Genomic DNA, 22,478 nt, shown 5'->3' with positions numbered 1-22,478 from the left:
CGACGGTGCCGTAGGGTGGGCAAAGCGAGGCGTGCCCACCAATTCTCCCGAAGCGAGAGAAGACGTGGGCACGGCGCAAGTGCGCCTTTGCCCACCCTACGAGTCCAGCGCTCGATCACTCACATCGGCGGCGTGATCCCGTCCCGCCCGACATTGACCCGGTTCGCCTCCAGCGAGCCGTCGTCCTTCTTCGCCGCACCGAAGATGATCAGCTTGGCGCCGGGCTTCACCTCCGACGTGTCGCTGGCAACGAAGGTGACGATCGGGGTGTCCGGCGGCACCACGACTTTCTTCTCGCCGTCCTTGTATTTCACCGTGATGTTCTGGCCGTCGGTGCCCTTCACCGTCTGCGCCACGGTCGCATTCGTCATCGTCGAATTGGCGCGGGCGTCCCAGGGGCGGAAGCCTTCGGCGGCGCCGCGCTGGTTCTCCGGGAAGATGTGCACGGCGATCGCCTTCTGGGTGCCGTCCGGCTCGGGCATGGCGGTGACGCCGATATAGGAGCCTTCCTTGATCTCGGAGAGCTCGGTCTTCACCACGGCGAAGACCGCGACGTTGTCGGTCATGCGCACCTTCACGTCGCTGCCCTCGCGGGTCTTGATGCCGAGCATGTTGCCGTCGACGCTCTCGATGGTGCCGCGGATGCGGACCGTCGGCGCCTGCTGCGCCGAGGCGGATGAAACGGCAATAAAGGTGACGAATGCAGCCACGGCGGCGCGTGGCATCCAGTTGATCAGTGTCGGCATGGCCTTGTCCCTCCAGGACGTTGCGGCGGTACATCACGGCAACCCCGTGCGACCGCCGCTATTCCCTGCTCGGCCGATCACATCGGCGGGGTCAGCCCGTCGCGGCCGACGCTGACGCGGTTGGTCTCGAACGAGCCGTCCGGCAGCTGCTTCATGAAGGCGATGACTTTCGCGCCGGCCTTCAGATCGGATTTGTCACCGGGCACGAAGGTCACCACCGGCGTGTTGTCGGCGACGAACACCTTCTTCTCGCCGTCCTTGTATTTCACCAGCAGCGTGTGGCCGTCATTGCCGACCACGCTCTCCGACACCGTGGCGTTGGTCATGCTGGAATTGGGCTTGAGGTCATAGGGCCGCGAGCCCTCGCCGGTGCCGCGCATGCTCTCCGGAAAGACGTGCACCTCGACCGCGTTCTGGCCGCCGTCCGGTCCCGGCACGGTGGTGGCGCCGACGAAGGAGCCAACCTTGATGTCGGCGAGTGAAATCTTTGTAATGCCTGACACGTTCACGTCAGGAGCGATGCGCAGCTTGACGTCCTCGCCGCTGCGCGACTTGACCTGCATGGTATCGCCGTTGACGCTCTCGATCGTGCCGCGCACGCGCGTCGGCACCGGCGCCTTCTGCGCGAAAGCATAGAAGGTGGAAGCGGCCACCATCGCAACAGCGATGAGCGGGCGCGTGAAAGTTTGGCGTTGAACGGTCATGACGGTCTCCGATTGTCCCCACGGATGGAGAACGCCGAAGACCTCTGACTATTCTCTCAAGTCTTTGTGAGATCGGCCTCGACCAATGCGCGCAGCTCGGCCGTGACCTCGGGCCTGCGGCCGAACCACAATTCGAAGCCGCGCACCGCCTGGTGCAGGAGCATGCCGAGCCCGTCGGCGGTCTCGAGCCCGCGCGCTTGCGCGGCCCCAAGCAGCGGCGTCACCAGCGGGACATAGACGAGATCAACGACGACGGCCTCGTTCGGCAGGCTTGCGACATCGACATCGAGTGACGGCTGGCCGTGCATGCCGAGCGAGGTCGTGTTCACGAGAAGTTTTACGCGCGGCAGCACGTCGTTGATCCGGTCCCACGCAACAGGATGCACGTTCGGCCCGAACTGTTCTGCGAGAGTCTCGGCCCGCGCGATGGTGCGATTGGCGAGATGGATGCGCTTGATGCCGCGCTCGCGCAGGCCGAACACGACCGCGCGCGAGGAACCGCCGGCCCCGAGCACCAGCGCTTCGTCCGCCCTGTCCCAGCCGGGTGCGCTGGCGTCGAGATTGCCGATGAAACCTTCGACATCGGTGTTGGTCGAACGCAGCTCGCCGTCCGCAAACCACAGCGTGTTGGCGGCGCCGACGGCCCGCGCGCGCGCGTCGGGTGTCGAGAGCGCCAGCACCGCCTCCTTGTGCGGGATGGTGACATTGGCGCCGACAAAACCGCGCAGCGACAGCCGCAGCACGAAATCGCGCAAATCGTCGGGCGGAACCGCCTCGATGACATAGCCGCCTGCGATGCAGAGCGTGCGCAGCCAGTAACGATGGATCAGCGGCGAGCGCGAATGCGCGGCCGGCCATCCGATCAAGCAGGCTGCGGGAGCCTTGGTCACTGTCGTCGCCTCCTTGGGGTCGTATTTGGAGGCGATCCATTTCGCGTCCCGCGGGCTCTGTCAAGCCGGGAGGCTCAGTGCGACATCAGCTCCCGGCCACATCGCCCGGCGCCGGCTTCGCCGCACCGCCCTTGATGTCCGAGACCGCGCGCGCGATGGTCTCGCGATAGCGGGCGCGCGGCGGCGTCACGCCATGGGTGAGCAGCGCGCGGCGGACCGCGGGCGTGGCTCCGGTGATGAACAGGCGGATGCCCTGGCGATGCGCCTTGGCGGCGACGCGGCCGAGCACGTTGGCCGCGGTCGAATCCAGGAACGGCACCGCGGCGAAATCCACCACGAATCCCTTGCGCTTGTCGGCGACGCCGTCGAGCACGTTGCCGATCGCCGAGGCCGCGCCGAAGAAGAACGCGCCGGTGATGCGATAGACCAGCACGTCGCGATCGACCGCGAGCGCGGGATCGTAGGGAACACGCTCGCCATTGCCGTCATCGGGGCGGTCGGCGGCCACCAGCGGCATGCGCTCCTCGATGCCGGTCATCTCCGCCATGCGATGGATGAACAGTACCGCGCCGAGCGAAAAGCCGACCAGAATGCCTTCGGTGAGATCACGGAAGATCGTGAGCAGGAAGGTTGCGAGCAGGACGATGGCGTCGCCCCAGGACGAGCGCAAGAGCGTCGCGAACTCCTGCTTCTCCGCCATGGTCCAGGCGACCACCACCAGCACGGCGGCGAGCGCGGCGAGCGGGATGTAGCTCGCGAGCGGCGCCGCGATCAGCATGAACAGCAGCAGGAACACCGCATGCAGCATGCCCGCGACCGGCCCGCGCCCGCCGGCGCGGATGTTGGTCGCGGTGCGCGCGATCAGGCCGGTGACGCAGATGCCGCCGAACAGCGCCGAGCCGATATTGGCGACACCCTGCGCCACCAGCTCGCAATTGGAACGGTGACGTCGTCCGGTCATGCCGTCGGCCACCACCGCCGAGAGTAACGATTCGATCGCGGCGAGCAGCGCGAAGGCGATCGCATCGGGCAGCACGCCTTTCGCCTTCGCAAGCGAGAACGCAGGCAGCGCGGGTGACGGCAATTCGCGCGGGATGCCGCCAAAACGGCTGCCGATGGTTTCGACCGGCAGCGAGAACACCGCGCACACGATCGCCGCGAACACGACCGCGATCAGGATGCCCGGCCAGGACGGCCGCCAGATCCGCAATGCGGCGATGATGGCGATGCTGGCGATCGCAACCGCAACCGCGGACGGATTGATGGTGTGCAGGCCGCCGGCGAGCGCGACCAGTTTTGGCACGAATTCGCTGGGCTCCTTCCCTGCCAGCGTGATGCCGCCGAGATCGTGCAGCTGGCTGGCGAAGATGATCACGGCGATGCCGGCGGTGAAGCCGACCGTGACGGGATAGGGAATGAACTTGATGTAGGTGCCGATCCGCAGCAGGCCCGCGGCAATCAGGATGGCGCCCGCCATCATGGTGGCGAGGATGACGCCGTCGACGCCGTGCCGCTCCGCGGTCACCGCGACCAGCACGATGAAGGCGCCGGCGGGCCCGCCGATCTGGAAACGGCTGCCGCCGAGCAGCGAGACGATGAAGCCGCCGACGACGGCCGTGTAGAGGCCGCGGTCCGGCGTCACGCCCGAGGCTATCGCGATCGCCATCGACAGCGGCAGCGCGACGATCGCAACCGTGAGGCCTGCAAAGACGTCGGCGCGGAAATCCGATGGGCCATAGCCCTCGCGCCAGACGGTAACGAGTTTTGGCAAGTACAGTTCGGCGAAGGTCGGCCGGCGCAGCCGATGCAGCCCGCTTGCGTGATCGCTTGTGATGCTCATGTCGGCAAAGTGCTCCGCTGCCCCCACAATGCTCCATGCATCGTGCGGCGCGTTGCGCAGCGATGCGCTAGCTCATCCTGATCCCAAGCACGACCAACGCGATCATGCCCCCACGCGGCGCGGCGGCCCCGGCTCCTTCAGGCGAACGCCCCGCCCGCCGCTGTCGCTGCGCGTCTGCTCGCCGATCAGCTCGACGCCGGCCCGGTCGAACGCCTCGACCACCTTGATCAAGGTCTCGACCACGCCGCGAACATTGCCGGTCGAGGCCTCCATCCGCTGGATGGTCGGCAGCGACACGCCGGCGAGCTCGGCCAGGGTTTTCTGGTCAATGCCGAGCAGCGCGCGGGCTGCCCGCATCTGGAACGACGTGATCACCTTGGCCTCACGTATTAGATCTTATAAGTGATGTCTGGAGCATTTACAATGATGTAAAATACATCATTTAGCGAGGAGGGCAAGGGAATTCGCTTACGAGCCCGTCTGTCCCCACCGTCATTGCGAGGAGCACTTGCGACGAAGCAATCCAGACTGCCTCCGCAGAGACAGTCTGGATTGCTTCGCTGCGCTCGCAATGACGGAGATTTGGGCGCGAGCTCGAGCTAAATGAAAACGCCGCACGCCTAGAGACAGCCCTTCACCCCACCCTCTCCCCGCGAAGAGCGGGGAGAGGGAGTGAGAGAGTGCGCGCCCCTCACTGCGCGAAAGCCAAATCACGCCGCGTGCTGATGCGCGGCGATGATCTGGTCGGCGGCGCGCCCCGTGACTTCGGCCATGTGGTCGAACTGGCGGGTGAAGCTGCCGGCGCCGGCCGTGGCCGAACGCAGCTCGACGATCAGCTCGCCGATCTCCGCTTCCGGCATCATGGCGCGGACGCAGTCCCAGCCGCTCCAGCCGTCGCGGGTGTCGAAGCCGAGGATCTGGCCGCGCCGTGCCGACAGGATCGCGTTGATCTTGGCGGTGGCGTCGGTCGGACAGACGATCTCGACGACGTGGATCGGCTCCAGCAACACCGGCTGGCATTGCGGCAGGCCTTCGTTCAATCCGATCCGCGCCGCCGTGCGGAAGGCGAGATCGGAGCTGTCGACGCTGTGATAGGAGCCGTCGGTCAGCGTCACCTGTACATCCGTGACGGGGAAGCCGAGCGGGCCGCGCGTCAAGCCGTCGACGACGCCTTCCTCCACCGCCGGGATGTAGTTGCGCGGCACCGCGCCGCCCACCACCTTCTCGGCGAATTTGAAGCCGTCACCGCGCGGCAGCGGCTTGATGTCGAGCACGACGTCGCCGAACTGGCCGTGGCCGCCGGACTGCTTCTTGTGGCGGCCGCGCTGGGTGATCGGCTTGCGGATGGTCTCCTGGTAGCCGATCGCGGGCGGATGCGACGAGATCTTGACGCCGAAGCGATCGCGCAAGCGCTCTACCTCGACGCGCAGATGCATCTCGCCCTGCCCCCACAGCACGGTGTCATGGGTCTGGGGATTCTGCACGATGACCAGCGAGGGATCCTCCTCGTGCAGGCGCGCCAGCGCCTGGCCGAGCTTCACATCGTCCTTGCGGTCGGTGGACGCGATCGACATCGCGAGCACCGGCGGCGTCGGCTCCGGGGCGGTGAGCGCAGCCGGCGGGGTCTTGCCGTTCGAGACCGTGTCACCGGTCTTGAACGGGTCCAGCTTGGCGAGCGCGACGGTGTCGCCGGCGTCCGCCGCGGCACGCTTGGTGTCGTAGGCGCCGTTAACGGCAAGGATGCCGGAAATGCGGCTGATCCCGCCGGAGGAGCATTGCAGCGTCGCGCCGTCGTCGAGATGGCCGGCGAGCAGTCGCGTCAGCGACAGCTTTCCGCCATGCTGCGAATGCAACGTCTTGAAGACGTAGCCGAGCGCATCCTTGGTGTCGGGAACGCCGAGCCGCTTTGCGGTCTCCGCGATACCGGGCGCCTCGTGGCGCAGCGCCTTCATCAGGCGCAGCACGCCGTTCTCGCGCGCGGCGGCCCCGAGCAGCACGGGGCAGATCAGCCCTTCGCGGAGTTCGCGGGCGAGATCATCGAACACGGCATCGCGCGGCGGCTGGATGTCTTCGAGCAGCTGCTCCATCAGCGCATCGTCATGGTCGGCGAGCTTCTCCAGCATCGAGAAGCGCGCCTCCTTCTCGCGATCGAGATCGCCGCCTTCGAGCGCGACCACCTCGGAGGCCTTGTGCTCGCGATAGACGAACGCGCGCTCCAGCGCGAGATCGACAAAGCCCTCGATCAGATCGCCTTTCCAGATCGGGATCTGGCGCAGCACCAGCGGCACGCGCGAGGCGGGCTGGAGCATCGCGAGCGTCTCGCGGATGCGCTGGCTGGCGCGATCGATCTTGTTGAGGAACAGGAAACGCGGGATCTTCAACTCTTCCAGCTCGCGCAGGATGATCTGAAGCTGCGGAAGCTTCTTCTCGTCGGCCTCGCAGACCACGATCGCGGCATCGACCGCGGGCAGCGCGGCGCGCATGTCGTGGGCGAATTCGACGGAACCGGGACAATCGAGGAAGGTGTAGCTGTCGCCCATGAAACTCGTGGTGGCGGCAGTGAGGCCGACGGTCATCTTGTGATGACGGGCCTCGGGTGTGGCGTCGCCGACGGATGTTCCGGCATCGACGCTGCCGGCACGCGGGATTGCGCCCGTTCGCGCCAGGATTGCTTCGAGAAGTGTGGTTTTACCGCTTTGGAAAGGGCCCACCAGCGCAATGCACCGTGGACCTCGGGGACTTCTGACGTCTTGTCCCATTCGCCGCCTCCTTGGTGTGGAGCTCGGCCCATGATTGGGTCGGCAAACGGTGATGCTCTGCCCGTCGCCGAGTTTTGGCAAGCATCAAACGTCGCTGCGGTGCGTCGTCGGTTAGAAAATCAATTAGAACAAGTCTTGATGACTGACACGGCTATCGGCCGCCCGTTCCACCTCTCCCGAAGGGAGAGGTGAGGAGAGCGTTTCATCCGCGATGACCGAAAATTTTAACGGCCCGGGCGGAGTTCCAGGCTTTCGAGGCCGGCGGCGACGTTGAGGCCGACCTGGCCCTGCACGCTGAGCGGCTGGAGCGCGATCGAATTGTTGGAGCCGCCGACCAGCACGTTGCCGCCGAGGCCGACGCCGACCGAGGCGCTGCCCTGCGCGCCCGCGTAATTGCCGGAGAGGTCGCCGGGCCCGAGCCGGTCGACCGGCGCGAACACGCCCCAGGCCAGCGTGGTCTCCTGGGTGATGCCGATGTCGAGGCCGACCTTACGGATCGTCGCGACATAACGATCTTCAGGCACGCCCTCGGCGCGCAGCACGCAGCCGAGATTGGTCACCGATCCCACGATAAAGCCAACGCTGGCGCCGCCGCGGCATTCGAGCACGCCGACGCGGACCATCCGCTGCTGCTGCGCATCGCTGTTTGCGACGGAGGCAACGAGGCTGGCGGCAGCGAGCCCGGCGAAGATGAACGAACGGCGCATGAAAGATCTCCGGCTATGAATGTGATGCGAGCAGAGAGAGCGCCCCACCCGTGTTGCGTGATGGTCTATGCCACAGGAATTTTGGAGTTGCCAGATCGGACGTATCTGAAATGAACGCTTGGAGAGAGGCCCCTCACTCCCTCTCCCCGTAAGAACGGGAGAGCGAGTGAGAGAATCGTGCATCCCTCACAGCAAAAATTCGCGCTATCGGCGGACTAACCTCTCCCCGCTCTTTGCGGGGAGAGGTCGGATCACATCGCAGATGTGATCCGGGTGAGGGGCCATGCACAACGCCGACCAGAGCAGAGGTCCATCCGACTCCGTTCATCGAAACACAAACAAAAAGGCCCGCACGAAGCGGGCCTTTCCAATTCGCACTGTCTTCGGCTCAACGCAGATTGCCGCAGAAGCGCTGGATGCGCTTGCAGGCGTCTTCGAGGTCGGAGGTCTTGGTCGCGTAGGAGATGCGGAAGGCGGGGCCGAGGCCGAAGGCCGAGCCCTGCACCACGGCGACGCCTTCGGTCTCGAGCAGTTCGGTGACGAACTGCTCGTCGTTCGAGATCACGTTGCCCGACGGCGCCTTCTTGCCGATCGTGCCGGCGCAGGACGGATAGACGTAGAACGCGCCTTCCGGCCGCGGGCACTCGATGCCGTTGGCCTGATTGAGCATGGAGACGACGAGGTCGCGGCGCTCCTTGAACACCTTGTTGTTGGCGGGGATGAAGTCCTGCGGACCGTTCAGCGCCTCGACCGAAGCCCACTGCGCGATCGAGCAGGGGTTCGAGGTCGACTGCGACTGGATGGTCGACATCGCCTTGATGAGCTGCGCCGGACCACCGGCATAGCCGATACGCCAGCCGGTCATGCAATAGGCCTTCGACACGCCGTTCACGGTGAGCGTGCGGTCGTAGAGACTGGGCTCGACTTGCGCGACCGTGGTGAACTGGAAGTCGTCATAGACGAGGTGCTCGTACATGTCGTCGGTCATGACCCACACATGCGGGTGCTTGACCAAGACGTCGGTGAGCGCCTTCAGCTCGGCTTTGGTGTAGGCGGCACCGGTCGGGTTCGACGGCGAGCACAGGATCACCCATTTGGTCTTCGGCGTGATCGCGCGCTCGAGCGCCTCGGCCCCGAGCTTGAAGCCGGTCGCGGCGGTGCAGACCACCGGCACCGGCTCGCCGCCGGCGAGCGCCACCATCTCGGGATAGCTGACCCAATAGGGCGCGGGGATGATCACCTCGTCGCCCGGATTGATGGTCGCCATCAGCGCGTTGTAGAGCACCTGCTTGCCGCCGGTGCCGACGATGATCTGGTTCGGCTTGTAGGCGACGCCGTTCTCACGCTGAAACTTCGCGATGATGGCGTCCTTCAGCTCGGGAATGCCGTCGACCGCGGTGTACTTGGTCTTGCCGGCTTCGATGGCGCGGATCGCCGCCAGCTTGATGTTCGCAGGCGTGTCGAAGTCGGGCTCGCCGGCGCCGAGGCCGATGACGTTGCGGCCCGCCGCTTTCAGCGCGCGTGCTTTATCCGTGACCGCGATGGTCGCGGACGGCTTCACACGGTCGAGCGCAGCGGCAAGGAAGGACATCGTCATCTCCTGACAAGCGTCGTGAGCACTTGGGCCTCACGACTCCAATTGTGGGAATGCAGCCACCCTAAAACGTGTATCGCTGCGCCGCAAGAAACTTCGGCCCGATCCGGCAAAAGTTTACAGATTTGGAGCGTTTCAAGGCGCGATTTCCCGCAATTTTCCGCAACTTTGTCGGGCAAACCGCTCATATCCCGCAAGGCTTGTCCTCGGAGCAATTTTGCGTGTTGCGATGAGACCAAAGGTCGTCATGCCCGGGCTTGTCCCGGGCATCCACGTTCTTCGTGCGGCGTCGCTAAGACGTGGATGGCCGGGTCATAGGCGAGCGGAAGCGACGCCGTCCTTCGGACGGCTATGCCCGGCCATGACGATGTGGAGGATCTCGGCGTCCCAGCTCTGACTGCTCAACCGTCTCACCAATGCACGGTCGAATGCATCCCGTGCGTTGACGCAAGCGTGAACTCATTTGCATCGTCGCGCGGAAATGATCTTCCGCGGCGTTGCAGTGCGGTAGGGTTTTCGAGTTTTTCTATCGGCTGGCCCTTGCGGCGGATTCGCATCGGCATCATTGTTTACCCGCGCTGCGGGGCAACACGTGCCGCGCCATTCCCAACCACGGATTCGAAACTCCCCGAATGTACAAGCTCTATTCGATGCAACGCTCGGGCAACAGCTACAAGGTCCGCCTTGCGCTGGCGCTGCTCAACGTGCCCTACGAAGCGATCGAGGTAGACATTCTGCGCGGCGAAAGCCGCACGCCGGATTTTCTGACCAAGAATCCGTCGGGCCAGGTGCCGCTGCTCGATGTCGGCGACGACCGCTTTCTCGCCGAGTCCAACGCCATCCTCTGGTACGTCGCCGTCGGCACGCCGCTCGCGCCGGAGAATCGCATCGACCGCGCCGAGGCGTTGCAATGGATGTTCTTCGAGCAGCACGCGCTCGAGCCGAACATCGGCGCTGCCTATTTCTGGCTGTCACTGGTCAAGGGCGGCCGCGACCTGCAGACGCACGCGCTGGAGGACTGGATGGAGCGCGGCTATGGCGCGCTGCAGGTGATGGAGAACCACCTCAAGACCAACGCCTATTTCGCCGCCCGCCAGCTCACGGTCGCCGACATCGCGCTGTACGGCTACACCCACCTCGCCGAGCGCTGCGACTTTGATCTCCAGGCCTTCCCGGCGATCCGGGACTGGCTGAAGCGGGTGGAAGCCACGCCCGGTTATGTATCGATGGACTGGCGGCCGGCCGACATCGACAATCCCGCCAGCATCGCCGCGGGCGCCTGAGGGCTCGCCCGCGCTGGCGAATAGTGGGCATAAGGTTCATCCTCGCCGCAATCTCGCCATTTTCGGCGCGATAGCCGCCCCAATATTGCCCGTTGAAATAGTGAAATTGTTCGATGTCGCGGGTGATTCGCTCGCACATTGAAGGATTTAGACCATGATTCGGGCGTCCGGCACGGCGGGCTTTCAAAGCCGAACCGATACCGTTTCGTCTTCCCGGCTGACCAACGCGGTCGCGGCCTCGCTCGCCGTCGCCGCGCTCTCGCTGTGCCTGATCGTCACCCTGACGGTGCTGTCGACCAAGGCGACCATGGCGATGGGCCTGCCGGTCTGATTCCCGTCTCATCCTCGACTAGCCTTCAAGGCGCCGCGTGGCCCGCTCCAACCGGCATCGCGACAGGACGTCGATGAAATCGCCTGTGGTCATCGTTGCAATCACCCTGACTGCGGCCATCCTGGTCGCGGCGTCGCTGTTGATCTTGGTCGGCACGCGCAAGGGTCCGGGAACGTCGACGCTGCATGTCCCCGCGCAGCAAGAGCGCATGAAGCACGCGCATTTGGGCTAGAGCCCCGCTCCGCGGGAATCGGAACGGGGCTCCAGATTCTTGTATCGACGCGTTTTCTTGACGCGAACCGGTATCCACTTCGCTCGAAAACGCTCTAAATCATCCGAAAGCTTTTCCTGGAACCGCAAGCGCCTCTTAAGCGCGCCGCACGAAATCGGATTGCGCTGGCGCAACGGTAGGTCAGTCTGACCGCCTTACTCGTTCAGGGAGGAACGAGATGCGGTTCGGATGGCGTGCGATCTCCGGTCCGGTGCTGACGGTAGCGGTTGCGCTGCTCGCGATCCTGCTCGATCGCACCATTCCTCTTTCCTCGCCTGCGCCGGTGTTCGTCGGTGTCGTCGCGCTTGCGGGCGCACTGTCGGGTTTCGGCTCCGCGATGACCAGCGCGGTGCTTGCCGTGATCGGCGCGGCGCTGTTCTGCCTCGGCCACCGCGCCATGTCGCTCCATGCCGCGGCCGATCTGGTCGGCCTTCTCGCCGTCACCGCCTTCGGCACCGCTGGCATCACCGGCCTGATGCGCGAGCGGCTGCTCGCGAGCTTCGCCGCCGAGCGCCAGAGCCACGCCACTGCCGCGCGGCTGTCGGCCGCGCTCGACCAGGTCGACATCGGCATCGTGCTGCTCGATGCCGAGACGCGGGCCGAATTCATCAACCGCGCCTTCCGCGATTATTTTGCGCTGCCGGACGAGATCGCCGACGGCAAGCCGCCCTTCATCGCGCTGATGTATCACGGCCGCGACACCGGCGCGTTCGAGCTGCCCAAGGACGAGCTCGGCACCTTCATCGCGCAGCGCATGGAGATGGTGCGGATCGGCGATGCCACGCCGATCAACATCAAGCTGCGCAATGGCGAGGTGCTGCGCTTCGTCTGCAACGCGCTGCCCGACGGCGGCCGCATGCTGAGCTACACGCCGGTCACCGACCTCGTCCGCCACACCGACGCGCCGGAGCGCGCCGACTACTACCGCTCGCTGCGCGATCCCTCGAACCGCAAGCTGATCCGATATCTGCGCGTGGCGGAGTAGAGCGGCAGACAATTGATCGACTCGCCCTTTATCACGTATGAAGGACGCTTCATCGATTGCGGAATTCTCACATGTCGCTCACCATTCGCGCCGTCACGAGGCAGGACTACGATCAATGGCTGCCGCTGTGGGACGGCTACAACGCCTTCTACGGCCGCTCCGGCCCGACCGCGCTGGCGCCCGAGATCACGAAGGTCACGTGGCAGCGCTTCTTCGATGCCTATGAGCCGGTGCATGCACTGGTCGCCGAGAGCGACGGCAAGCTGGTCGGGCTGACGCACTACCTGTTCCACCGCAGCACCACAGCGATCGAGCCGTCCTGCTATCTGCAGGACCTGTTCACGCTGGAAGCTTCGCGCGGCAAGGGCGTCGCCTCGGCGTTGATCTACGGCGTCTACGAGCGCGCCAAACTCGCGGGGTCCCCGCGGGTCTACTGGCAGACGCACGAGACCAACGTCACCGCGCAGAGTCTCTACGACAAGGTCGCGGAGCGCTCCGGCTTCATCGTCTATCGCAAGATCTTCTGATTTTAGCCGCCTTTTCCCGGACCACGCAGCCTGTGGATAACTTTGCCTGTCACCGGCACGTAACACAGCGGGATTAAGTTGCAGCTGCGTCTGATCAGGCCCCCCGTCACCGATCAAGCGCCCCAAGCGGTCCCCGTCAGTCGCCGCGTCTGACAGGGGCCGCATTTTTTTGCCCGCATGGCAGCAGCGCAGGTGGGCTCCTTGCCGGTCGAGTGCACCGCGGTCACAATACACCGCTGTTGACTTCTGACAGGGACCTCCCATGGAAATTCGCAATCTCGGCGCCTCCGGCCTTCGCGTGTCCGCGGTCGGGCTCGGCTGCAACAATTTCGGCCAGCGCATCGACCTAGAGGCCTCGCGCAAGGTGATCCATCGCGCGCTCGATCTCGGCATCACGCTGTTCGACACCGCCGACATCTATTCGAACATGGGCGGCTCGGAGACCGTGCTCGGCACCGTGCTGGGCGATCGCCGCAAGGACATCGTGCTGGCGACGAAATATTCGAAGCCCATGGCGGAGGACGGCACCAAGCAGGGCGCCTCGCGCCGCTACATCATGGAGGCCGTGGAAGCGAGCCTGAAGCGGCTGAAGACCGACTACATCGACCTCTACCAGCAGCGCGACTACGACCCGCTGACGCCGATCGAGGAGAGCCTGCGCGCGCTCGACGACCTCGTCCGCCAGGGCAAGGTGCGCTACATCGGCAATTCGAACTTTCCGGCCTGGCGCATTGCGGAAGCGGAGTATGTCGCGCGCGCGATGAACACCACGCGCTTCGTCTCGTGCCAGGACGAATATTCGCTGGTGGTGCGCGACATCGAGAAGGACCTGCTGCCGGCCGCAACGGAGTACAAGCTCGGCCTGTTGCCGTTCTTCCCGCTCGCCAGCGGCCTTCTGACTGGCAAGTACAAAAAGGGCGAAGCCGCGCCCGGCGATACCCGCTTCGGCCAGACGCCGCGGCTGCGCGACCGCTACGTCACGCCGCGCAACGAGGCGATCGTCGAGAAGCTGCAGGCCTTCGCGACCGCGCGGGGGCACAGCATGCTGGAGCTGGCCTTCTCCTGGCTCGCCGCGCGCCCGCAGGTGTCGAGCGTGATCGCGGGCGCCACCCGTGTCGAGCAGATCGAGCAGAACGTCAACGCGATCGCCTGGAAGCTCAGCGCGGAGGAGATGGCGGAGATCGACCGGATCACCTTGGGCTGATTTTTGCGGCGCTGATCTCTGCGGCGCGGCCTACTTGGCGCCGCGCCCTACAGTCTGCATCACCTCAAAGCCCTCGAACTGGGGATGGCCGAGATAAAGCGGCTTGTTGTCGCCCGCCCGATGATGCGCCGCGCGAAACGCCTCCGACTTGGTCCAGGCCTCGAACGCGGCATGGTTCGCCCACACGGTGTGCGAGGCGTAAAGCGTGTGGTCCTCCAGCTCCGGCCCGCGCAGCAGGTGGAATTCGACGAAGCCCGGCACCTTGTCCAGATGCGTGTCGCGCGTGAGCCAGACCTGCTCGAAATCGGCCTCGGAGCCTTTGGCGACGCGGAAGCGGTTCATGGCGATGTACATGCGGTGATCTCCTGATGTCGGCTCATCATGTCGTCATTCCGGGACGCGCCGCAAGGCGCGGGCCCGGAATCCATAACCCCAATCGGGAGTATGGATTTCGGGCTCGCGCTACGCGCGCCCCGGAATGACGGCGCTTGTGGGTTAGGCCACCAATCCCTTCATCGGCCGTGCCGCCGCGCTGTCGGGGAACACTGTTTCCGCCAGCACGCGATCCGACAAGCCAAACTGCGCCTGGAGCACGCCCTTGATCACCGAGCGCAGATCTGTCGTCGGCTTGAGGTCGCGGCCCTCATACAAGTTTGCGGGCTTCAAACCGGGCCAATCGGAGATGACGCGGCCGCCTTTCACGGCGCCGCCGGCGAGCAGCGCGATGGTGCCGGTGCCGTGATCGGTGCCGTCGGTGCCGTTGATGCGCGCCGTGCGGCCGAACTCGGTGGCGACGACAACGACGGTGTCGTGCCAGCGATCAGCGAGGCCGCTTTCGAATTCGGCGAGCGCGCCGTCGAGACCGCCAAGCAGGAAGGCGAGACGCCCGACCGGGCCGCCTTCATTGGCATGCGTGTCCCAGCCGTCGAAGGCGAGCGCGGCAATGCGCGGGCCGTCGTCGGCCGCCATCAGCTTGGCCGCGCCGCGCGCGACCTGGCGCATCTGCACGACCTGGTTGCCGGGCTTGCGCTTCATGTCGTCGCCGTTCGCGGCCTTCTCGAGCTGGAGGCCTTGCGACAATGCCGCGGCGAGCGCGGGATCGCGGTGGCGGTAGAGATCGGCGAGCCGCATCGCGGTGTCGTCATCGGCCTGCGGCAGTGCGACCGGCGCCCAGCCGACGGTCGGCGCATTGCCGCGCAGCACCAGCGGCGTGGTCGGGCCGACCGCAAGCCCGCTCGATACGCGCTCGCCGCGCGGCAGCGCTTCCAGCGCGCGGTTGAGCCAGCCGGACTGCACGCGGCCCGGGCCGGCATAGCCGCTTTCGAGCACGTCCTGGCCGTCGAAATGCGAGCGGTCGCGATAGGGCGTCGCGACCGCGTGGATCACTGCGGCATGCATGTCGCGATACATGCGCGCGAATTCCGGCATCGACGGATGCAGCGCGAAGAAGCTGTCGAGCATGATCGCGGGATGCGCGCCGTCGGCCGCGAGCGCGATCGAGCCGTGCAGGCCGGCATAGTCGGGGTCGCCGACCGGCGCGACGGTCGAGAGCCCATCGAGCGCGCCGCGCAGGATCACGACAATCAACCTGGGATCGCGCCCGTCGGCCGCGCGCGCGAATTTCGGCAAATAGGCCCAGGCCGCGAACGAGGCGCCGCCGAGCAGGAGGCTGCGGCGCGAGGTGAGGAGCCGGTTCTCGACGCAGTCGATCATCATCATCTCCTCTGCATTTCCGGCGACATCAACAGCAGCGCCAGCGCCTGCTGGCGCGACTCGGCGCGCTCGATGGTCTTGCGGGTTTCGACGGACGCCGCGTCCGCAGCGGCGAATTCGAGCAGGTCGAGCGGATCGATGTTGTTGCCGAGCCGCGCGCCCATTTGCGCGGCGATGTCGAGCCGGAGCTTGATGCCTTCGGGCGCAGCCCATGCGGCGCTGGTATCCGGGAAACCGTTGGGGCCGGCCGGCGACCACAGCGGCTGTCCCAGCAGATTGAGATTGTTGAGATAGGCGCCGGGGTCCTCCGGCACGCGCGCGAGCAGCCGGCCGCTCGCGACCAGGAAGTCGTAAGGGCTACGCATCTTGGTCAGCGGCGCTTTCCAGGCTTCGTCGGAATCGACCAGCGCGGTGGCCAGCGCCTTGAGATCGCCGTCGGTCTTGACGAACACGTCGCGCAGCCGCGCCACCAGCGCCGGCGGCGGATCGTCCGCGACGAAGTGGCGGACGAACTTTGTCGCGATGAAATTCGCGGTCGAGGGATGGCGCGCGATGTCGGCGAGCGCGGCCTCGCCCTGCGCGAGGCCCGCCGGCTCGTAGGTCTTGCCGAGCAGCACTTGCGGCCCGGGCTGATGCGCATTGGTGTTGAACACGAAGGAGCCGGGCGTTCCCAGTTGCCCCTGCCGGCCGGCAAAGGTCCACCCCGTGATGATGCGCGCGAGCGAGGTGACGTCCTCCTGCGTGTAGCCGCCGCCGACGCCGAGCGTATGCAGCTCCATGATCTCGCGCGCGAGATTTTCATTCAGCCCGCGCTTGCGGTTCTGCCCGGCGCGCGAGTCCGGGCCGAGCGATTGCTGGTTGTCGAGGAAGAACAGCATCGCCGGATGCTGCTCGACGGCTTTCAGCATGTCGGCGAAACGCCCGAGCACGTGCGGCCTGATCGCCTCGCGCTCGAACGCGCCGGCCCAGATCCGCGCCAGCTCGCCCTTGCTGGCGGAGATGCAGAAATGGTTGGACCAGAACACGACGAGCCGCTCGGTGAAGCCGCACTCCACCAGCGTCGCGCGCTGCAACCGCGCCAGCGCCTCGGCGCGAAAGGTCTTTTGGATGACGTTGAGCGGCTGCGGTGCAGGCTTTGCGGCCGGGGGCGCGGCAGCGCCCGGCTGCATGGTCTCGGGCTTTGCCGCAATGTCGGCCGGCTTCGCATCCGTCATCTGGCCCGCGATCTCGGTTGCGACCGCATTCAGCGAGAGGTTTCGGCGGAGGCCCGGCTTCTGATCTGATGGCGCCTGCGCTTCGGGGGGCGTGCCGGCCTTGGCGGCCGCCTCACGCGCCTGCTTGACCTGGTCCTGATAGGCAAACACCGCCTGCCCGAGCTGCGGCGTCGATTGCAGGCCCGGCGCCTCGAGCAGCACGCCATTGGGGCGCGCCAGTTCCGCCTTCACGAAACCTCGGGGATCGGAGGCTGCATTGATGAGATCGCCCGAGGCGCCACCGCGGGCGCCGAAGCCGAAGCGGTTGAGCGCGACGAGCGCGGCTTGCGAATCGCGGGCCATCGATTTGTCCTTCGCGCCTTGCCAGCCGCTTTCCTGATAGCTGCGCGGCGCCTAATATACCGCAGCGACAGATGAACCCGACATGAAAATGACGGCGCAGCTTTTGGGCAAATCATGACAATTCCGCAAGAATTTCCGTTGCCGGAACCGCGCCGCCTCGCCTGCTCCCGCTGCGGCACCGAGTTCGGCTGCGACCTCTCGGGCAATTGCTGGTGCGCGGAGGAAACGGCAAAGCTGCCGATGCCGGTCAAGGGCGAGGATTGTCTGTGCCGGGAATGCTTGCGGAAGGCGGCGGCAGGCGCTCGTTAAGCGCGAGAACGCGCGACATTCTCCAGCATCGTAGGGTGGGCAAAGCGAAGCGTGCCCACGATTGTCACTGCCTGTGCGGGAAAGACGTGGGCACGGCGCTTCGCGCCTTTGCCCACCCTACGAAGCTTTCACCGGGACGACAGTGTGCCCTACACCGCGTGCCCCGGTGACTTGCGCGCCATGCCGTCGAACGCATCGAGCAGCTTCTCGCGCCAGGCGTAGATCGGATCATCCGCCTCCAGCAGCTTGAACGGGCTCGTCACCCGCGCCCATTGGAAGCCGCCGAACACGATGTAATCGGCATAGTTCGGCGCGCTGCCACCGATGAAGGGCTGCTTCTTCAGGGTCTGCCGCATCACCTCCAGGGACTTGCGGAACGCGATGACGCCGGTGTCGCGGCTCGCCATCACCTCTTCCAGGCTCTTGCCGCCAAAACGCGCCTCGCGCGACTGGCGGAAATAGGCGGCGTCGGTCTCGGCAAGGTTCTTGGGAATGTCGGCGACGATCAGCGGAAAGATGCCGCCGACGATGGCGATGTCGCCGAAGGCGTTGATCATGCGGGCCATGGCGCGGCCGCCCTCGCCGCCGAACAGCGACGGGCGATCCGGAAAAGTGTCTTCGAGATAATTCGCGATCGCCCAGGAATCGACCACCGGCTTGTCGTGATGCAGCAGCACCGGAACCTTTTCCGAGCCGTGCGGCGCGATAGCGCCCTTCTCGGTGAAGCGCCACGGCAGCGATTCCGCCGCAAGGCCCTTGTGGGCCAGCGCCATCCGCGCGCGCCAGCAATACGGGCTGAAGGGGCGCGCGGCGTCGGTGCCGACGAGTTCGAACAGTTTGAGTGACATGATCAATCCCATTGCTGCAACTGCCGAACAGAGTAGCCTTCGTGACAGGCAGCGCAAGAAAGCCGTCCCGTCGCCGGTGTCGGGGTGTGACCCGGCAAACCGATGGCCTCGCCCTCGCGCCGGACCGGCCGCTGCTTGTTGAGCCGGCCCCGGATTGGACCTAAGCTCGGGCATTTCATAAAGCGGGAGGCATTGCCATGACGAGGACCCTTCCACGGCGCGATTTCCTTCTCGGCTCAGCGGCCCTCGCCGGAGCCGCAGCCGCAAACGCCTTCACCTGTGTCGAGATCGCGCGCGCCGCGCCGATCGCCGTTCCGACCGTCGACAAGCTCTCGATCCGCGTTCTCGTGGATTCGAGCTTCGACCTGTTCTTCCGCCCCAAGCAGATCAATGGCGTCTCGATCGCGCCGGCTGCACGCAGCGGAGATTTCCGCAAGTCGCTGCACAATGAATGGGGCCTGTCGCTCTGGCTGGAATCCGAAGGCGGCGGCAATCAGCGCACGCTGATGCTGGACTACGGCTACACGCCGGAGGTTCTGCTCAACAACGTAGCGCTGATCGGCGTCGATCCGGCCAAGCTCAATGCGCTGATCGTCAGCCACGGCCATTACGATCATTTCGGCGGACTGAACGGCTTCCTCGACAAGTTCCGCGACAAGCTGCCCGCCGACCTCAAGCTCTATGCAGGTGGCGAGGACAATTTCTGCCACCGCGTCACCCCGACGCCGACGCAGGGGCAGTTCGCCGATTTCGGCACCCTCGACCGCCGCCAGCTCGCGGCGCAGAAGGTGACGACCGTACTGTGCGAAACGCCGACCGTGATCGCGGACCATGCCTTCACCACCGGCAAGATCACCCGCCGCAGCAGCGAGCGCGTGTTGCCGAACACGCTGGTCGAGTTCGGCATCAAGGACGGGCTGGGCTGCAATGTCGGCCACTATCTGCCCGCGGAGATGGACGGCAAGATCGTCCCGGACGAGCACATCCACGAGCACGCCACCTGCTTCAACGTGCGGGATCTCGGCCTCGTCGTGATCTCGTCCTGCGGCCATGTCGGCATCGTCAACTCGGTGAAGCAGGCGCAGGAGGTGTCGGGCGTCGAGAAGGTGCACGCCATCGTCGGCGGCTTCCATCTCGGCCCCGCGCCGAAGGACTACCTCACGCAGGTCGTGAGCGAGATCAAGGCGCTCAATCCTGATGTCGTGGTGCCCATGCATTGCAGCGGGCTCAACTTCGCACAGGAGGCCAATGCCCAGATGGAGGGCAAGGTGGTGGTGACGACGACGGGCAGCCGCCTCACCTTCGGGCTGTGATGCGAGGCGCCAGCCGCTGGCTTTGCGTGATGCTGGCGCTCGCCTGCGCGGGAGTGGCGCAGGCGCGCTCGGCCGCGGAGACCATGGACATCCTGATGTGGAATCGGGAGCCGGTCGGCGGGCCGTTCGAGCTGATCGACCAGACCGGCAAGCATCGCAGCGATCGCGACTTTCGCGGACGGCTGATGCTGGTCTATTTCGGCTTCACCTACTGCCCCGACGTCTGTCCGACCGACCTGATGGCGATTGGACAGGCGCTCGAGCAACTCGGGCCGGATGCCGACGCCGTGCAGCCGGTCTTCATCACGCTCGATCCCGAACGCGACACGGCCGAGCATCTCGCCGAATACGTGCCGATGTTTCATCCGCGGCTGCTCGGGCTGACCGGCAGCCTCGACGCCATCGCGGCGGCAGCCGAGGCCTACAAGGTCTATTTTGCCAAGGTCCCGATCGGCAAGGATGCCGGCGACTACACGGTCGACCACACGTCCTTCATCTATCTCATGGACCGCGACGGAAAATATCTCGGCTTCTTTCCGCCGGGCACTTCGGCGGAGCGCATGGTCGAGATCATCCGGCCACGGCTGGCGGCGCCTTCGCGCTAGCACTCCGGCAAGAGCCCGTCGGAAGCAACGCGCTCACCGCCCGTTCGTTCGGAGCAACCTTTCGCCGCCTTCCGTCACGGCTATGACCAGCCCGATGCCGGGCAGCGTCTCGCGGGCGACGTAGCCGCGCTCAGTGGCGTCTTCCCAGATGGTGAGACGCGGGCACGAGGTCTTCCAGGTCGCGATCACCTCGGCATAGGCGCGCGGCTCGCGCGCGACCCATTCGACGAAGTCCAGCACCAGCGGATCGGCGTTACCGCTCATTGCAAACCTCCCTTTACTGCAAGCCACCTTTGGCAAAGGCGGCAAGCACCGGCGCGCGAAGCTGGAGCCAGCCGCCATAGGCGATATAATAGCAGGCGATTGTGGTGATCAGCTTGTTCGACCAGGCCACGAATTGCTGATCGGTCATGGCTTCGAGGATGCGCCGCGCCAGCGTGGTGCCGAGCATCGAGGCCGCGATCGCGACGCCGGCGAGCACGGGGTCGAGGCTTGCGGCCTGGTCGATCACGCCGCCGAAATAGATCAGCTTGGTGAAATGGCTGACCAGCTGGCACATCGCCTTGGTCGCCACCTTCTCGCGCCGGCCGAAATCGCCGCCGAGGAAGAAGGTGTCGAGCAGTGGGCCGGAGACGCCGGTCATCAGCATCAGGCCCATGCAGATCGTGCCGTAGACCGTTCCCTGCCAGAGCCTATTAGGGTCCGGCTTGATGTTCGACGGCAGCAGCCGCGCCATGAACGGCGTCGCACCCAGCATCAGCAGCGCCACCGGCTTGTCCGGCACGTAGCGCGTGATCGACCAGGCCGCGAGCGCAATGGCAGCGCCGACCATATAGTTCGCGACCGGCCGCCAGCGGATATGCGACCGCCACAGGAATGCGCGCCAGCCGTTCGAGGCCATCTGCGTGATCGCATGCAGCACCATCGCCGTCGGCAGCGGCATCAAGGCGAGCAGCACGCCGATCAGGATCAGGCCGCCCGCCATGCCGAACAGCCCCGACAGGAACGCGGTGGCCACCATCAGCAATCCAAGGGCAGCGATCATGATGGGCGTCACGTAGGGGTTCTCCTGTAGAGGGCACGTAAGGGACGCAGACTGTTTCACTCCCTCGCCCCGCTTGCGGGGAGAGGGTGGGGTGAGGGGGAGTCTCCGCGGGGACGGAAGCAGTGAGACTCGCGGAGAGTCCCCCTCACCCGGAATTTGCTTGCGCAAATTCCGGCCTCTCCCCGCGCGCGGGGAGAGGCGAAGGGGCCGCGCTCCGCCTTCAACAAATCAGCCCGAATTACGTTGATATTTCTGCCTCGCTTGCTCACCTCGCGCAAACTGAGTTATCTTGGCCTGGCATCAGCTTTCCTGAGGGTCGGTCATTTGCGGCGGCTGCTGTTTCTCAACGGCATCAAGGCATTCGAGGCGGCGGCGCGGACCGGCAGCTTTGCTGCGGCCGGGCTCGAGCTCAGCGTGTCGGCGGCCGCGGTCAGCCGCATGGTGCATCTGCTCGAAGAGCGGCTCGGCGTCGCGCTGTTCGAGCGCAAGGCCAACCGGCTGGTGCTGACGCAGGCCGGCCGCTCCTATCAAAGCGGGCTGACGCCGATCTTCGACGCGCTGGCCAGCCTCACCGCGCAGGTGACGGCGCCGTCCGGCATGCGCGTGCTGACCATCGGTGTCGGCCACACCTTCGCGATGCGCTGGCTGATCCCGCGCCTGTCGGAGTTTCGCAACGAGGAGCCCGACATCGAGGTGCGCTTCACCACCGGCGGCGCCTCGGTGCCGTTCGGCGAGGACTGGAGCTGCGGCATCAAGCTCGGCACCGGCGACTGGCCGGGCTTGGTCGCGGAGCCGCTGTTCGCCGGCGACCTTACGCCGGTCTGCGTGCCACGCCTCGCCACATCGTTGAAGCGCCCGGCCGACCTCAAAGGTCCAAGCCTGATCCGCGTCGAACATTCGCCGGAGGACTGGCCGATCTGGCTGAAGGCCGCGAACCTCACGCGCATCAATCCACGCGGACCCGAGTTCCAGTTCTACGGCCAGGCGCTGCAAGCTGCCGCCGACGGGCTCGGCGTCGCCATGGGCATCCGGCCCTATATCGACGACGACATCGCCGCCGGCCGGCTGGTCGCGCCATTCGATCTCTCGGTGCCCAAAGGCATGCGCTGGTATCTCGTCTATCGCAGCTTCCAGACCGAGCAGCGCGACTTCGCCGCGTTCCGCCGCTGGATCATGCGCGCCGCATCGGAACCCGCAGCCCGGCCGCGGCGGCTCGGCCGGGCTACCGCACGCGGCTAGTTCCAGCTT

The 22,478-nt window shown here is 65.8% G+C and carries 24 protein-coding genes; 10 read left to right on the top strand and 14 right to left on the bottom strand.

What is annotated here, in order from left to right; genetic code table 11:
* Positions 1-119: 119 nt before the first annotated feature.
* The 8 genes from AAFG16_RS06315 to AAFG16_RS06280 all read right to left on the bottom strand — a co-directional run bounded on the left by AAFG16_RS06315 (position 120) and on the right by AAFG16_RS06280 (position 9,237).
* On the bottom strand, positions 120-725 hold the full coding sequence (locus tag AAFG16_RS06315; RefSeq protein WP_283086820.1) for a hypothetical protein: 606 nt from the start codon (positions 723-725) through the stop codon (positions 120-122).
* A 98-nt stretch (positions 726-823) separates the two neighbouring features.
* The gene (locus AAFG16_RS06310) at positions 824-1,450 is read right to left on the bottom strand and encodes a hypothetical protein (protein WP_283084006.1); all 627 of its coding nucleotides are present in this window, start codon (positions 1,448-1,450) and stop codon (positions 824-826) included.
* Between the two features lie 56 nt (positions 1,451-1,506).
* Positions 1,507-2,340 (bottom strand): shikimate dehydrogenase, encoded by an 834-nt coding sequence (locus AAFG16_RS06305; RefSeq protein ID WP_342738092.1) that lies wholly within the window; start codon positions 2,338-2,340, stop codon positions 1,507-1,509.
* A gap of 85 nt (positions 2,341-2,425) precedes the next feature.
* Positions 2,426-4,180 (bottom strand): SulP family inorganic anion transporter, encoded by a 1,755-nt coding sequence (locus AAFG16_RS06300; RefSeq protein WP_342738090.1) that lies wholly within the window; start codon positions 4,178-4,180, stop codon positions 2,426-2,428.
* A gap of 102 nt (positions 4,181-4,282) precedes the next feature.
* Positions 4,283-4,555, bottom strand: coding sequence for a helix-turn-helix transcriptional regulator (locus tag AAFG16_RS06295; protein ID WP_283084003.1), 273 nt, complete (start codon positions 4,553-4,555; stop codon positions 4,283-4,285).
* A gap of 335 nt (positions 4,556-4,890) precedes the next feature.
* Positions 4,891-6,939 carry an elongation factor G gene (locus tag AAFG16_RS06290; protein WP_283084002.1) on the bottom strand — a complete coding sequence of 683 codons (2,049 nt, stop codon included), beginning with the start codon at positions 6,937-6,939 and terminating at the stop codon, positions 4,891-4,893.
* Positions 6,940-7,163: 224 nt separating this feature from the next.
* Positions 7,164-7,646: a DUF992 domain-containing protein gene (locus AAFG16_RS06285; protein WP_027562984.1), complete on the bottom strand. Its 483-nt coding sequence runs from the start codon at positions 7,644-7,646 to the stop codon at positions 7,164-7,166.
* Between the two features lie 388 nt (positions 7,647-8,034).
* Complete coding sequence (locus AAFG16_RS06280; protein ID WP_342738086.1) at positions 8,035-9,237, bottom strand: pyridoxal phosphate-dependent aminotransferase; 1,203 nt, start codon at positions 9,235-9,237, stop codon at positions 8,035-8,037.
* Positions 9,238-9,872: 635 nt separating this feature from the next.
* On the opposite strand from AAFG16_RS06280, the gene AAFG16_RS06275 reads away from it, so the two are divergent.
* The 6 genes from AAFG16_RS06275 to AAFG16_RS06250 all read left to right on the top strand — a co-directional run bounded on the left by AAFG16_RS06275 (position 9,873) and on the right by AAFG16_RS06250 (position 13,841).
* Positions 9,873-10,523, top strand: coding sequence for a glutathione S-transferase family protein (locus AAFG16_RS06275; RefSeq protein ID WP_283084001.1), 651 nt, complete (start codon positions 9,873-9,875; stop codon positions 10,521-10,523).
* 154 nt (positions 10,524-10,677) lie between these two features.
* Complete coding sequence (locus AAFG16_RS06270) at positions 10,678-10,854, top strand: hypothetical protein (protein WP_283084000.1); 177 nt, start codon at positions 10,678-10,680, stop codon at positions 10,852-10,854.
* 73 nt (positions 10,855-10,927) lie between these two features.
* Positions 10,928-11,086 carry a hypothetical protein gene (locus AAFG16_RS06265; protein WP_283083999.1) on the top strand — a complete coding sequence of 53 codons (159 nt, stop codon included), beginning with the start codon at positions 10,928-10,930 and terminating at the stop codon, positions 11,084-11,086.
* 217 nt (positions 11,087-11,303) lie between these two features.
* Complete coding sequence (locus AAFG16_RS06260) at positions 11,304-12,110, top strand: PAS-domain containing protein (RefSeq protein ID WP_342738083.1); 807 nt, start codon at positions 11,304-11,306, stop codon at positions 12,108-12,110.
* Positions 12,111-12,181: 71 nt separating this feature from the next.
* Complete coding sequence (locus AAFG16_RS06255; RefSeq protein ID WP_342738081.1) at positions 12,182-12,637, top strand: GNAT family N-acetyltransferase; 456 nt, start codon at positions 12,182-12,184, stop codon at positions 12,635-12,637.
* 262 nt (positions 12,638-12,899) lie between these two features.
* Complete coding sequence (locus tag AAFG16_RS06250; RefSeq protein ID WP_342738079.1) at positions 12,900-13,841, top strand: aldo/keto reductase; 942 nt, start codon at positions 12,900-12,902, stop codon at positions 13,839-13,841.
* Between the two features lie 30 nt (positions 13,842-13,871).
* On the opposite strand, the gene AAFG16_RS06245 is transcribed toward AAFG16_RS06250, so the two are convergent.
* From AAFG16_RS06245 to AAFG16_RS06235, 3 genes are all read right to left on the bottom strand, one after another.
* The gene (locus tag AAFG16_RS06245; RefSeq protein ID WP_283083995.1) at positions 13,872-14,195 is read right to left on the bottom strand and encodes an antibiotic biosynthesis monooxygenase; all 324 of its coding nucleotides are present in this window, start codon (positions 14,193-14,195) and stop codon (positions 13,872-13,874) included.
* Positions 14,196-14,336: 141 nt separating this feature from the next.
* Positions 14,337-15,554 carry a DUF1501 domain-containing protein gene (locus AAFG16_RS06240; RefSeq protein ID WP_342738077.1) on the bottom strand — a complete coding sequence of 406 codons (1,218 nt, stop codon included), beginning with the start codon at positions 15,552-15,554 and terminating at the stop codon, positions 14,337-14,339.
* A gap of 2 nt (positions 15,555-15,556) precedes the next feature.
* Positions 15,557-17,110: a DUF1800 family protein gene (locus tag AAFG16_RS06235; RefSeq protein WP_342738075.1), complete on the bottom strand. Its 1,554-nt coding sequence runs from the start codon at positions 17,108-17,110 to the stop codon at positions 15,557-15,559.
* A 114-nt stretch (positions 17,111-17,224) separates the two neighbouring features.
* Between AAFG16_RS06235 and AAFG16_RS06230 the strand changes: the two genes are divergently transcribed.
* Positions 17,225-17,419 (top strand): cysteine-rich CWC family protein, encoded by a 195-nt coding sequence (locus AAFG16_RS06230; protein ID WP_283083993.1) that lies wholly within the window; start codon positions 17,225-17,227, stop codon positions 17,417-17,419.
* Between the two features lie 149 nt (positions 17,420-17,568).
* Here AAFG16_RS06230 and AAFG16_RS06225 read toward each other — a convergent pair whose 3' ends face one another.
* Positions 17,569-18,267 (bottom strand): glutathione S-transferase family protein, encoded by a 699-nt coding sequence (locus AAFG16_RS06225; protein ID WP_283083992.1) that lies wholly within the window; start codon positions 18,265-18,267, stop codon positions 17,569-17,571.
* 197 nt (positions 18,268-18,464) lie between these two features.
* Here AAFG16_RS06225 and AAFG16_RS06220 point away from each other — a divergent pair, with 197 nt between their 5' ends.
* Complete coding sequence (locus AAFG16_RS06220) at positions 18,465-19,580, top strand: MBL fold metallo-hydrolase (protein WP_342738073.1); 1,116 nt, start codon at positions 18,465-18,467, stop codon at positions 19,578-19,580.
* Positions 19,580-20,185, top strand: coding sequence for an SCO family protein (locus tag AAFG16_RS06215; RefSeq protein WP_342738071.1), 606 nt, complete (start codon positions 19,580-19,582; stop codon positions 20,183-20,185). Before AAFG16_RS06220 ends, AAFG16_RS06215 begins: the two co-directional genes overlap by 1 nt.
* A 33-nt stretch (positions 20,186-20,218) precedes the next feature.
* Here the strand turns inward: AAFG16_RS06215 and AAFG16_RS06210 are convergent, their stop codons facing one another.
* Both AAFG16_RS06210 and AAFG16_RS06205 read right to left on the bottom strand, forming a co-directional pair.
* A complete protein-coding gene (locus AAFG16_RS06210) occupies positions 20,219-20,449 on the bottom strand; it encodes a hypothetical protein (protein WP_283083989.1) in 231 nt (76 codons plus the stop codon).
* A 13-nt stretch (positions 20,450-20,462) separates the two neighbouring features.
* Positions 20,463-21,242 carry a sulfite exporter TauE/SafE family protein gene (locus AAFG16_RS06205; protein WP_342738069.1) on the bottom strand — a complete coding sequence of 260 codons (780 nt, stop codon included), beginning with the start codon at positions 21,240-21,242 and terminating at the stop codon, positions 20,463-20,465.
* A 312-nt stretch (positions 21,243-21,554) separates the two neighbouring features.
* Here AAFG16_RS06205 and AAFG16_RS06200 point away from each other — a divergent pair, with 312 nt between their 5' ends.
* Positions 21,555-22,469 (top strand): LysR substrate-binding domain-containing protein, encoded by a 915-nt coding sequence (locus AAFG16_RS06200; protein WP_342738067.1) that lies wholly within the window; start codon positions 21,555-21,557, stop codon positions 22,467-22,469.
* The last annotated feature ends 9 nt before the right edge of the window (positions 22,470-22,478 follow it).

Origin of the sequence: Bradyrhizobium sp. B117, from assembly GCF_038969555.1 — a bacterium.
Classification (GTDB): Bacteria; Pseudomonadota; Alphaproteobacteria; order Rhizobiales; family Xanthobacteraceae; genus Bradyrhizobium.
This window is presented reverse-complemented; position numbering and strand designations above follow the sequence as displayed.